This window comes from Nocardia sp. NPDC041819, assembly GCF_055590505.1.
Genome location: NZ_JBVJAP010000002.1, coordinates 371,677 through 384,157, shown reverse-complemented (window position 1 = coordinate 384,157; position 12,481 = coordinate 371,677). Strand labels below are relative to the sequence as shown.

Annotated in this window: 10 protein-coding genes; 4 read left to right on the top strand and 6 right to left on the bottom strand. The window is 66.9% G+C overall.

Annotated elements, in window-relative coordinates; all coding sequences use genetic code 11:
- Positions 1-1,592: 1,592 nt before the first annotated feature.
- The 6 genes from rsmG to rpmH all read right to left on the bottom strand — a co-directional run bounded on the left by rsmG (position 1,593) and on the right by rpmH (position 5,268).
- On the bottom strand, positions 1,593-2,384 hold the full coding sequence (gene rsmG / locus ACZ6DL_RS08520) for a 16S rRNA (guanine(527)-N(7))-methyltransferase RsmG (RefSeq protein ID WP_466049971.1): 792 nt from the start codon (positions 2,382-2,384) through the stop codon (positions 1,593-1,595).
- Between the two features lie 141 nt (positions 2,385-2,525).
- The gene (locus ACZ6DL_RS08515) at positions 2,526-3,032 is read right to left on the bottom strand and encodes a Jag family protein (RefSeq protein WP_466050478.1); all 507 of its coding nucleotides are present in this window, start codon (positions 3,030-3,032) and stop codon (positions 2,526-2,528) included.
- 157 nt (positions 3,033-3,189) lie between these two features.
- The gene (yidC, locus tag ACZ6DL_RS08510; RefSeq protein WP_466049970.1) at positions 3,190-4,272 is read right to left on the bottom strand and encodes a membrane protein insertase YidC; all 1,083 of its coding nucleotides are present in this window, start codon (positions 4,270-4,272) and stop codon (positions 3,190-3,192) included.
- 4 nt (positions 4,273-4,276) lie between these two features.
- Positions 4,277-4,675 carry a membrane protein insertion efficiency factor YidD gene (gene yidD, locus ACZ6DL_RS08505; RefSeq protein ID WP_466049969.1) on the bottom strand — a complete coding sequence of 133 codons (399 nt, stop codon included), beginning with the start codon at positions 4,673-4,675 and terminating at the stop codon, positions 4,277-4,279.
- Positions 4,672-5,103, bottom strand: a complete 432-nt coding sequence (gene rnpA / locus ACZ6DL_RS08500) for a ribonuclease P protein component (protein WP_466049968.1) — start codon at positions 5,101-5,103, stop codon at positions 4,672-4,674. Before rnpA ends, yidD begins: the two co-directional genes overlap by 4 nt.
- Positions 5,104-5,124: 21 nt before the next feature.
- Positions 5,125-5,268, bottom strand: a complete 144-nt coding sequence (gene rpmH / locus ACZ6DL_RS08495; RefSeq protein WP_006550910.1) for a 50S ribosomal protein L34 — start codon at positions 5,266-5,268, stop codon at positions 5,125-5,127.
- Positions 5,269-5,903: 635 nt separating this feature from the next.
- Between rpmH and dnaA the strand changes: the two genes are divergently transcribed.
- From dnaA to ACZ6DL_RS08475, 4 genes are all read left to right on the top strand, one after another.
- Complete coding sequence (dnaA, locus tag ACZ6DL_RS08490) at positions 5,904-7,844, top strand: chromosomal replication initiator protein DnaA (protein WP_466049967.1); 1,941 nt, start codon at positions 5,904-5,906, stop codon at positions 7,842-7,844.
- Between the two features lie 874 nt (positions 7,845-8,718).
- On the top strand, positions 8,719-9,894 hold the full coding sequence (gene dnaN, locus ACZ6DL_RS08485) for a DNA polymerase III subunit beta (RefSeq protein ID WP_466049966.1): 1,176 nt from the start codon (positions 8,719-8,721) through the stop codon (positions 9,892-9,894).
- A 243-nt stretch (positions 9,895-10,137) separates the two neighbouring features.
- On the top strand, positions 10,138-11,418 hold the full coding sequence (recF, locus tag ACZ6DL_RS08480) for a DNA replication/repair protein RecF (RefSeq protein WP_466049965.1): 1,281 nt from the start codon (positions 10,138-10,140) through the stop codon (positions 11,416-11,418).
- Positions 11,419-11,776: 358 nt separating this feature from the next.
- Entirely contained in the window at positions 11,777-12,346 is a 570-nt protein-coding gene (locus tag ACZ6DL_RS08475) for a DUF721 family protein (protein WP_466049964.1), read from the top strand.
- The last annotated feature ends 135 nt before the right edge of the window (positions 12,347-12,481 follow it).

The window sequence follows — 12,481 nt, the reverse complement described above, 5'->3', positions numbered from 1 at the left end:
TCGCGCTCTCCCGCTCGTCCGCGCGCTCAGTTCTTCCGCGCCCTCCGCTCGTCCGCGCGCTCAGTTCTTCCGCGCTCTCCGCTCGTCGGTGCGCTCGGCTCCTCCGTGTCACCGCTCGTCCGCGCGCTCAGCTCTCACTCGCCTCCCGGCTCTTCCGCGCGCACAGTTCTCGCGCCTCCCGGCTCTTCCGCGCGCTCAGTTCTCGCGCGCCCCTCGGCTCTTCCGTGCCCACCGCTCGTCCCCGCCTCGGTTCTCACGCTCTTCCGTTCTTCTGCCCTTCCGCGCTCTCCGCCCTTCCGCGCGCTCAGCTCGTGCGTGCCCCCTCGGCTCTCGTGCCCACCACGTCCGCGTCTCCACCGTTCCGTGCCTTCGCCTTCGTCTGTGCCCTCTGTCGTTCCGTACACATCTACTGCGTTGGCGCGCCTTGCTCCTTCTTTTTCGTACGCCACGCCTTGCGCGCTTGACTCTTCTGCGCGGTTCACCAATCTGCGCCCCTCGCGAATGCGCCCCGCTATCGCTATTCGCGCACTCCTCTCATCTGCGCCGCCGCACACATCCACTCTGCGCGCACTCACCTTCGCCTGTGCGCACTCACCTCGCCGCTCCGCATGTTCGCCGTTGGCGCGAACCAAGTCGGGCGGCGCAATTGGAATGACCCCGCGCGTAGAACACTCGATCGTTCTGCTCCGCAACCCAGCATGACGCGAGGGCGCTATCCAATTACTTCACGGACTGGCTTGGGCGCCGCGAGGCACACGCAGTCACGCTCGGCTAACGCCCGTATGCAAGAGGGCACCGGAGGCTCGTTCGCACAGCGCTCCTAGAAGCGGCAAGTCTCTTGCCGCACCGTGATCTTCAGAGGAGCAGAGGACTCCGTTAACCGTCGCGCGGTGGATGATCGCACCGGCTCCTCCCCGTGCCCGACCCTCTCGCCGAAGATGGTCCTTCCGACCTCACCCGGCCGCGAGCGGCGGCTACAACGCACGGCGCGTCGTGGCCCAATAAGAAGCCGACCGTGATTCACGTGAAACATCGGGATGGTCAAGCGTGCTGACTACGAACCGCGTGTTCTGGCTCGGATTCACGTGAAACATACGGAGGCGGTAGCCCTTCGACTTGACGTCGCCCCAACCAGTGGAACATGCGGTGTCGGCCGGATCGTCGTAATGTCGGCCTGCAACGCCGACGACGAAGCGACCTCGCCACTGCGTCGAACAGATCCTTGACAGTCGGTCGCCGCCAGACGCGGTCCTGTTGTTGCCGCCTCCCTCCGGGGGGAACGGGCTGATATCCGTATGCCAGCAACGTGTGGCGCGCGACGCGGGGTGTTCGAGGCCGAACAGTCCACAGCCCGCGCGGATCCGCCACGTCGAACTCGACGCGGACGACGCGCGAATGCGGGGCGCGCCTGCCTGATACGGATCTACCGCCGGGCGACTCGGCGCGCCTGGATGATGTTTTCGCGCGGCCGACGGTGGGATTCCGGGTAGCGAACATATCCGCTTGCCCGTGTGCGACTTTCATCATTTCGTCAGAGTGACGAAACGCGCCCACGTCCTAGGTCGGGCATGAAACCTTCGGCATCGAAGCTTCTACTTGGCCTTGCGCACCGCACGCTTGCGCCCGCGCTCCTTCGCCTCCGTCCGCCCTGCTCGACCTTCGCGTTCGACCGCGCGTTCGGCCCGTCGCAGGGAACTGCGCTCGGCGCGGGGGAGCCGCTCGGCGCTGATCACCATTGTCGGCGTGGCCACCAGGCCGACACCGCACTGCAGCACGACCGCATTGCCGGCTCCGGCTTTCGCCAGCGCGGCGCCATCACGTTCCAGTTCTTCTGCTGCGCTGGAACCTTTGAGTGCGAGCATGTGCCCGTGGTCGCGTAGGAGGGGGAGTGACCACTGAGCGAGTTTGCCGAGCGGGGCTACCGCACGAGAGGTGACAACGTCCGCGCCACCGGCTTCTTTCATCACACCGGACTGCTCGGCCCGTCCTCGCACTACGGTTACATCCAAGTCCACCGATTCGATGAACTCGCTCAGAAACACGGTTCGGCGCAGCAATGGTTCGACCAGGGTGATCCGCAGGTCCGGCCGCGCGATCGCAAGCGGGATACCGGGCAAGCCGGCGCCACTGCCGATGTCGACCACGGAGGCTCCCTCAGCGATCAACTCTCCGAGGACTGCACAGTTGAGGATGTGGCGATCCCAGAGGCGGGGCACCTCGCGGGGGCCGATCAAGCCGCGCTCCACGCCCGCGGTCGCGAGCGCCGTGCAATATCGACGCGCGAGATCGAGTCGGTCGCCGAAGACGGTGGCCGCCGACGCGGGTGGCTCCAGCTCCGCGGGTACCGCGGCGGCTCCACCGAGATCTCGTTCCACGTGAAACATCCTTCCGAACTCGGGTCGATCTACGAGCGAGCAATCGGGCTCCGGACACGGACAAGGCCCCCGGTCCGAAGACCAGAGGCCCTATCCAACCACTACCCGTCCGGGCCGCGAAACATGCCGCCCGCTTGGAGATGCCGTGGGTCAGGCGGGAACGACCACCACGTGCCGGTTCGGCTCCACGCCTTCACTCTCGCTGCTGACGCCCTCCACAGCGGCCACCGCGTCGTGCACGATCTTGCGCTCGAACGGCGTCATGGGCGCGAGCGACTCCGGCTCGCCGGAGTCCAGCACTCGCTGCGCCGCCGCCGCTCCGAGCTCGCTCAGTTCGGACCGCCGTTTGGCCCGCCACCCTGCAACGTCCAGCATCAGTCGGCTGCGCACGCCGGTCGCCTGCTGGACGGCGAGACGAGTCAGCTCCTGCAACGCGTCGAGCACCTCGCCGTTGCGTCCGACGAGCTTCGTCAGATCACGTCCGCCGTCGATGCTCACCACCGCACGGTCGCCTTCCACGTCGAGATCGATGTCGCCGTCGAAGTCCAGTACGTCGAGCAGCTGCTCGAGGTAATCGCCGGCGATCTCGCCTTCCTCGATGAGCGCTTCCTCGGCATCGGTCACGACATCGCCGGTGTCCGCCTCGGCGTTCGCCATCGTCGTCGCCACGGTGGCATCCCCTCCGTCGGTCTCAACAGTCATTTGATTTCCTTCATCTGCTCATCGCGCGCGCCGGGCAATCGCCGCCGGGCGGTATTCGCGATCAAGGGTTGCTCAGCGGTCGAGGTGGGCGGGTCAGCCCACCGATCGGTCGTCAGCGCTTGCGCTTCTGATTCGCCCTACCCCGGTTGCCCGGCCGCTTCTGGCCGGCCGGTCGGCGTTGACCCGCGGCCTGCTTCGACGGCTTCGCGGTGCCATTCGTCGATGCGACAGCAGTGTCCTCGTCCGACCCGGCGTCGGCCGCGGCGGCGGATGCCGGCTTCTTCTTCACGTTGACCGGTTTGGCACCGGGCTTCGGCGCGTTCTGCGCGCGCTGCTCCAGCTTCGCCTGCTTCTTGGCTTCTTCTTCTTTCGCCATGCGACCGAACACGAGGTGCTGCTGCCCGTAGGTCCAGATGTTGTTGGAGACCCAGTACAGCAGGATGGCGATGGGCAGGAACGGGCCACCGACGAGCACGCCGAGGGGGAACACCCACAGCGCGAGCTTGTTCATCATCGCGGCCTGCGGGTTGGCCGCGGCTTCCGGCGTCTGCCGCGCCACCGACGCGCGGGCGTTGAAGTGGGTTGCCAGACCCGCGATGACCATCAGGGGGATTGCGACGAGCGCGATGCTCAGCTTGCTCGGTACGCCGCCGTAGCTGGCGAATGCCTGCAGTTCGTTGACGGGTGTGGTGATGAACGCCGAGATCGGCGCGCCGAAGATACGGGCGCTCAGGAAGGACTGGACATCGGCCGCACTGAAGACGTAGTTCGCGGTGTTCGCGTTCTGCTCCGGCGTCATCGCGAGCTGACCGAGGCCGTGGCCGGTCCGGTTGAACGAGCGAAGCACATGGAAGAGTCCGAGGAACACCGGGACCTGAGCGAGGATAGGCAGGCAACCCATCAGCGGGTTGAAGCCGTTGTCCTTCTGCAGCTTCTGCATCTCGACCGCCATCTTCTGGCGATCGTTCTTGTATTTCTTCTGCAGCTCTTTGATCTGCGGCTGCAGTTCCTGCATCTGCTTGGTGGTGCGCACCTGCTTGACGAACGGCTTGTAGAGCACCAGGCGCAAGGTGAACACCAGGAACACCACGGCCAGCGCCCAGGTGAGACCGTTGTCCGCGCCGAACGCGAACCCGAAGACCCGATGCCAGAACCAGAGGATCCAGGACACCGGGTAATAAATGAAGTCGAGCACGGCTCTATGCACTCCCGTCGTTCGTGTCGCCGATCACCGCGTGCGGCGATCCTTTACAAGCCTTCGGCTCCGACCGCGGTTCGGCGGGCAGGCTCGGTTCCTGCGTCGCCGCGTCGGTCGCTGACCCGTCCGCCGGCTCGGCGCGGGATGTGCTCCGCTTCCGCTCCGGGACGGGGTCCCACCCACCAGGGTGCCAGGGCGCGCATTTGGCCAAGCGCACGACCGTCAGTCCGAGCCCGATGAACAGGCCCCGAGTGCGCAGTGCGGTAACCGCGTACTCGCTACAGGTCGGGGTGAAACGGCACACCGGCATGCGAGTGGGGGAGACGTAGGTCCGATACAGCTCGATCGAAAAGATCAGCACGTTCACGGGCAGTCTGGCGATCTTCGCCCAAAGGCTCATGCCCGGCCGCCCGTCGACACGCCCGTCTCGGCGGCGAGGCCGAGCTTGCGCAGCGCGGTGCGTACCTGGCGCAGCAGGTCCTCCGACGAAGCCGTAGCGGCGCCCGGAAGCGCACGGATCACGACATCGGTCCCTGGCGGCAGTTCGTCGACCACCTGGGCGCACATATGACGCAGGCGGCGGGCAACGCGATGTCGAATCACCGCGTTGCCCACCGCCTTGCTGACGATCAACCCGAACCGCGGCCCGCCTACGCGGACCAGCAGGTCGTCCGGGATCTGATCATGTCGTCCATTCGCGCCCACAACTCCGTCATACCCGTGTGCGAGCGCATGCACGACCAGATCACGCCTCCCGATTCGCTGGCCGCGGCGCACCGTCCGGGAGAAGTCGGCACGATGATGCAACCGATACGGCTCAGGCAACACCCGAGCGTCCGAGAGCGAGGATCAGGCAGTGAGGGAGGCGCGGCCCTTACGGCGACGCGCCGAGACGATGGCGCGACCCGCACGGGTGCGCATCCGGAGGCGGAAGCCGTGAACCCGCGCCCGACGACGGTTGTTCGGCTGGAACGTCCGCTTGCCCTTGGCCACGGTCAACACTCCTCGAGTAGGCGGGCACCAGGTGGTGCCCGAAGCTTGTCGGTGATACGTATATTGCGCGAATGAATCGCAGGTCTGGTCATCATCGGCGCGCGTCGGTCCTGGCGCACAGTCGGTCGATCACGACCTAAACGCGGTCAGCACAAGACCGCCACCGCACCAAGGGGTGACTGTACGAGGGTACTGATCGGTCCGGGACGGGTCAAACTCGACCCCCTCTTCCCGCGGCCCCGGCGACCAGGTGGAATCGGTCGTCCGGAGTCAGGCGTTCCGGCCGTCCCCGTGAGTTCGTCCACACCCCTAGCCATCGCGTAAGCCTGGCCACTAAAGTACGTAGCCAGACGATTGCTGTAGAACCGCAGGTCGCAGCGTTGCTCTTTCCGCGCATGCGCGCGTTTCACAGCTCCCCAGGGTTCTCCACATCTGTGGATAATTGTGTGGAAAGACCCCTGGAGTGGCATATTCGTAGGGCCGACGGTGCCCACGCCGCTGTCCTGATGGGGGACCCGGACAGCGTCCGAACCGGTTACGGACGTACGCAGGATCACGGGACCACCCCCGAGCATCACATTCCACGCGTGCCCCGGCCGTCTGCTCCTATCGACCTACTCCGGGGAGGAAACTGCATGGACGACGAGCAGAACGTGCTGGCCACGGTATGGCCCGAGGTTGTGAGCGAGCTGACCACCGGATCGCCGGACGGCGCCATCCCTCCGGTCACCCGGGCGCAGCAGGCCTGGCTGAAACTGGTCAAGCCGCTGACGGTCGCACAGGGGTTCGCCCTGCTCTCGGTGCCCTCGTCGCTGGCTCAGGAGGCCATAGAACGGGATCTGCGCGAGCCCATCCTCCGTTCCCTCGGCCGCAGGCTCGGCCCCCAGGTGGAAGGACTCGGCGTCCGCATCGCCGCCCCGACCACCCCGACCGTCGACCGCCAGAGCAACACCCCACGGCACGCGCGGATGACGAGCAGGCCCGAGCGCCCACGAGAAGGCCGGCCTCCCGCCTCCTACCCCGGTTCGGAATTCCCCGGCCGCGACGCGTACCCGGGGCCGCGTTATGCACAACCCGCCGCCGACTTCCCCGCGGCTTCTCCTTACAACGACAGCTCCGACTACCCCGGCGCCGACTACGGGCAGGACTTCGCCCCGCCGGAGGAGTATCGCCAGCCGGAGTACGCCCATACCGACTATCCACAGCACGGTGAGTACTCCACGACGGCCGAGCTGCCCATGATGTCCGGGCCGGACGCCGCACCGCGCCGCGAACCCGGACTTCCGCCGCGCCGGGAGTCCGCCATCCCGCCGGGGCAGGAGTCACTGTTCAACCCCGAACCGTCGCCGGGCGGTGCGCGCGGCCCGCACCGTGCACCGCTGCGCGAGACCACCGACGACGACTCGGGACCGGCTCACGTACCGGATCGTGCGCCGGTCGCCGAACGTCAGCGCGGCGATCATGACGACGAGCCCGTGGTGAACGTCCGCAACTCGTGGCCCACCTACTTCGCCAAGTCGCAGGAATCGCCCGCTCCGTCGACGTCCTCGGCCAGCCTGAACGCGAAGTACACCTTCGAAACCTTCGTCATCGGCGCGTCCAACCGCTTCGCGCATGCGGCGGCCGTGGCCATCGCCGAAGCCCCCGCCCGCGCCTACAACCCGTTGTTCGTCTGGGGCGCCTCGGGATTGGGCAAGACGCACCTGCTGCACGCGGCGGGCCATTACGCGCAGCGTCTCTTCCCGGGTATGCGGGTCAAGTACGTGTCGACCGAAGAGTTCACCAACGACTTCATCAACAGCCTGCGCGACGACCGCAAGGTCGCGTTCAAGCGCCGTTACCGCGAGACCGACATCCTGCTGGTCGACGACATCCAGTTCATCGAGGGCAAGGAAGGCATCCAAGAGGAGTTCTTCCACACCTTCAACACGCTGCACAACGCGAACAAACAGATCGTCGTCTCCTCGGATCGTCCCCCCAAGCAGCTGGCCACGCTGGAAGAGCGGCTGCGGACGCGATTCGAATGGGGACTGATCACCGATGTGCAGCCGCCGGAGCTGGAGACGCGCATCGCCATCCTGCGCAAGAAGGCGCGCATGGACCGGCTCGATGTGCCGCACGACGTGCTGGAGTTGATCGCCAGCCGGGTGGAGCGCAACATTCGCGAGCTGGAGGGCGCGCTGATCCGGGTGACCGCGTTCGCCTCGTTGAACGGCCAGCCCCTGGATCTTCCGCTGGCCGAAGTGGTGCTGCGCGACCTGATGCCGGACACCGCGGCGCTGGAGATCAACGCGGCCACGATCATGGCCGTCACGGCGGAGTACTTCAACACCACGTTGGAAGAGCTCACCGGTCCCGGTAAGGCTCGCCCGCTGGCCCAAGCCAGGCAGATCGCCATGTATCTGTGCCGCGAGCTGACCGACCTGTCTTTGCCGAAGATCGGCCAGGCGTTCGGCCGCGACCACACCACGGTGATGTACGCGGAGAAAAAGGTACGCAAGGAGATGACCGAGCGGCGCCGCGTCTACGACCAGGTGCAGGAACTCACAGCCCGGATCAAGCAGCGCTCTCGCTGAGCGGTATCCACACCCGAGCACCGCCCCTGACCTGGGGCGGTGCTTTTTTGTGGGTTGTGGATTCCTCGAGGAATCCTTGTGGAGTCCTCGAGGAATCCACTGGTTTGTCCACCGATCCGCTAACAGGGCGCGGTGATCGCCTCCTCGAGTCCACTCACAGGGCGAATTCCACAGTTTCCCCAGGCATGTTTGCGCACAGGCGCTGACCTGGGACCTGTCCGGATCGGGCCTTGTGGAATCCTCGAGGAGTCCGTGTGGAGTCCTCGAGGATTCCTCGAGCTGTCCACGATTCCGTGCACATGTGTGAACAACCGGGTGAATCCGGTGGAACAACTCGAGGACCACTCGAGGATGAATCTGGGACAACTGCGGAACCTCCACAGACCCCTCGCGTTCATCCTCGAGACACTCCATGGCCATCCCCACGCCACCACGCCCCCTGAGCTGCGGATTCGGGCGCAGTCCACAGAATCCACAGCGCCTACTACTACTTCAGTTCTTCTCATTAGAGATCTCTCTTCAAAACAGGGTGTGTGGAAAGTCGGTCGGACACCGCGCCTTCGCCGGCGGTCCCGGTTTCCGGGCAAGGACGCCAGGGGATCCAGGAGTGCCGAAGCCGGACCGTCGTCCGTCGTCCGTGCCCGCGGTATGCCCCCGACTCGGTCCCCGTGCTCCGCCCGCTCGTCCGCGCTCAGGACTCGCCTATTCATGGCGCCGGAGGGTCGGGCTAGGTGCACGTCGCTCGCGCGGGTACGGTTTGATGTCTGTCGCCTGTGCCAGACTGCGAAGGCGGCCGATTCGGCAGGACCCTTTCGAGCACCGACACTGACGAGCCGACAACAGATCACGGAACCGGGAGAGGACAGATCGGGCGATGGAGCTTGCAAGCATGAAGTTTCGGGTCGCCCGCGAGGATTTCGCCGAGTCCGTCGCCTGGGTGGCGCGCAGCCTGCCGTCCCGGCCTCCGGTTCCGGTGCTCGGCGGTGTGCTGCTGGTCGCCGACGAGGACGGCCTGACCGTCTCCGGTTTCGACTACGAGGTCTCCGCGCAGGTGCGGGTCGCGGCCGAGGTCGCGGGCCCGGGCCGGGTACTCGTCTCCGGTCGTCTGCTGGCCGACATCACCAAGGCGCTGTCCAACAAGCCCGTCGACGTCTCCGTGGACGGCACCCGCGTGCTGATCACCTGTGGCAGCGCGAAGTTCTCGCTGCCGACCATGCCCGTCGAGGACTATCCCCAGTTGCCCGAGGTGCCCCAGCAGACCGGTGAACTGGGTGTGGATGTCTTCGCCGAGGCCGTCGGGCAGGTCGCCGTCGCCGCGGGCCGTGACGACACCCTGCCGATGCTGACCGGTATCCGCGTCGAGATCGAGGGATCCAAGGTCGTTCTCGCGGCGACCGACCGGTTCCGCCTCGCCGTCCGGCACATCGAGTGGCAGCCCGCGCGCGCCGACATCGAGACTTCGGTGCTCATTCCGGCCAGGACGCTCTCGGAGGCAGCTAAGACGCTCGGGCCCTCCGACGCGCCCGTTCAGCTGTCCCTGGGCACCGGTGCGGGGTCGGACGGCCTGCTCGGCATCGTGAACGCGGGCCGCCGGACCACCACCCGCCTGCTCGACGCGGAATTCCCCAAGTTTCGCCAGTTGCTCCCCAAGGAGCACACCTCGATCGCCACCCTCGCCGTCGCCGCGCTGACCGAAGCGATCAAGCGCGTCGCGCTGGTCGCCGAACGAGGCGCGCAGGTGCGACTGGAGTTCTCCGCCGACGGCCTGCTGCTGTCCGCGGGCGGTGACGACGCAGGCCGGGCCGAGGAGTGGCTGGAGGCCGATTTCCGCGGTGAATCGCTCACCATCGCGTTCAACCCCGGCTATCTCATCGACGGCTTGTCCGCCCTGCACTCCGACCGTGTCACCTTCGGCTTCACCACGCCGAGCAGGCCCGCGGTGCTGCTGCCCGCCTCCGACGAAGAACCCGAGGTGCTCGACTCCGGAACGTTCGCGGCGTTGTCGAGCCCGTACATCTATCTGCTGATGCCGGTCCGGCTGCCGGGCTGATCGCCTGTGCATGACCTGGTTCCGGCTGGATCCGCGCCGCGTGATCCAGCGCGGGTGCACGGTGATGCCGCTGGAAACTCCCCAGCGACGTCGGAGAAATCGGTTTACGCGCAGTTGGGGGCGCACTTTATCCACAGGTGTTCCACAGGGCTGCGGCGCACCGTAGGGCATCCGCGCAGGGCGGCGGCGATGTACCGATCGGCGGGAATGTCCGCTTCGGCCCAGGCAGGGGCGCGATAGCGGATGTTCGTCCGAACTCTGTCGCTGCGTGACTTCCGCTCGTGGGAGTATGCGGAACTCGAATTATCCCCAGGTCGAACCGTTTTCTTGGGGTCGAACGGCAACGGCAAGACAAACCTGTTGGAAGCGATCGGCTACCTTGCCACGCTCGGTTCGCATCGCGTCGCCTCGGAAGCTCCGTTGATCCGCACCGGGGCCGAGCGGGCCCGGGTCGGCGCCACGGTGGTCAACACCGGCCGCGAGCTCCGCATCGATGTGGAGCTGAACCAGGGCAGCGCCAATCGCGCGCAGATCAACCGCTCACCGGTCCGCCGGACGCGGGAGGTCCTGGGGATACTGCAAACCGTGTTGTTCGCGCCGGAGGATCTCGCGCTGGTGCGCGGCGACCCGGGCGAGCGCCGTCGATTCATGGACGAGTTGTGCACAACCCGCCTCCCCAGATTGGCCGCGGTTCGCGGCGACTACGACCGGGTGCTCCGCCAGCGCTCGGCACTGCTGAAAACGGCTGGGCGGCAAGCTCGGTCCAAGACCGATCTGAGCACCCTCGACGTGTGGGACGGGCACCTCGCCGCGCACGCGTCCGTTCTGCTCGCCCAGCGGCTGCGCTTGGTGCACGAGCTCGCGCCGTATCTGGCTCGGTCCTATGCTTCGATCGCCCCGGAGTCGCGGCCCGCGGCGATCGCTTATCGCAGCGCCGCGCTGCCCCCGGAGTTCCTGGACCCGGCCAGGGCGCCGCGCCCGGAGGACCAGGAGGAGCTGGAGGGGATCCTGCTGCGCGAGCTCGCCGCCGCGCGACCGAGGGAACTCGAGCGCGGCGTGTGCCTGGTCGGTCCGCACCGCGACGAACTGGACCTGATGCTGGGGGATTCGCCCGCCAAGGGGTTCGCCAGCCACGGCGAGTCCTGGTCGTTCGCCTTGGCTTTGCGGTTGGGCGCGTTCGAACTGCTGCGCGCCACCGGCGCCGAACCGGTGCTGCTGCTCGATGACGTGTTCGCCGAACTCGACCGACGGCGCCGCGCCGCGCTGGCGGCCGTCGCGGCCGGCGCGGAGCAAGTGCTGATCACGGCGGCCGTGGCGGAGGACGTGCCCGCCGAACTCGCCGCAGTGCCGCTGCGGGTGGAAACCGCGGGCGGTCCCGACGGCCGCGTCTCCCGGATCGTCGCGGAGAACCCGTCGGGCAGCGACGATCTCGGCGGCGAACGGGAGAACGCCGAGGCCACGCAACCGACGATCGAGAGCGAACGTGATCCGGTCACCGGTTCGACGGAGTCGCGGGCGCCGTAATCATCCACAGGGGAGTGGACAGGTGATCCCAGCATCCACATGCGCCGCTCCGGTCCACTACAGTGACCAGTCGTCGGTGCTACCGATCGAGTTCTCCCCAGTTGAGACCGATTCCCCAACACCTGTGGAAAACTCGCCCGGTCAGAGGTGACCGCTCCTGTGTAACTTATTTCAGCAACAGCTGAGCAAGCGACCGGACTTGTCGGGAATCCGGCGATTTGGGCGGTGAACAGATCGTTCTTCCGGCTAGCCGGGTGTGCGGCGCGCACGATTCCCGGTACTGGCAACCTCGGGAAACGGCTGGGGACAACTTGATCGAAACTGGGGACAAACTACCGACTGCGGAGGGAGCGGGGCGATGAACGATCAGCCCGCGGAGCCCGGCCCCGCCGAATCCGCAGGAGCGGAGCCCGAACTGCGCGGCATCGACCTGGCGCGGCGCGCCCTCGAGGAAGCGCGCGCCGCGGCGCGGGCGAGTGGCAAGGCTGTCGGTCAGGGGCGTTCCTCGCCTCAGCGCAGGCTGCGGCCCGGCGCCCGCAGGCGCACCGGATGGTCCGGCGCCGGCCCCGACGAGCGCGATCCACAGCCGCTGTCCAGGCTGACCGGCTCCATCGCCAAGAACCGCGGGTGGTCGACCAAGGTGGCCGAGGGCATGGTCTTCGGCCGCTGGGCGGGAGTGGTGGGTGAGGACATCGCCGCGCACGCCACACCGATCACCCTGAAGGACGGCGTACTGAGCATCTCCGCCGAGTCGACCGCGTGGGCGACGCAGCTGCGGATGCTGCAGAGCCAGATCCTGGCGAAGATCAATGCCGCGGTCGGCCATGGCGTGGTGACCTCGCTGAAGATCTCGGGTCCTGCAGCGCCGAGCTGGCGCAAGGGTGAACGCCATATCAGAGGTCGCGGACCGCGCGACACCTACGGATGACCATCGCGAGCAGTATCTGATACTTGGTGTTACGTTTATTCCGAAAGTGGCGTTTCACGTGGAACGCCCCGGTTCGACGTCGCACCGAGCAGCTCGCGACGCCGGACCGGAATCGTGCGGGCAGAAAGACTTTTC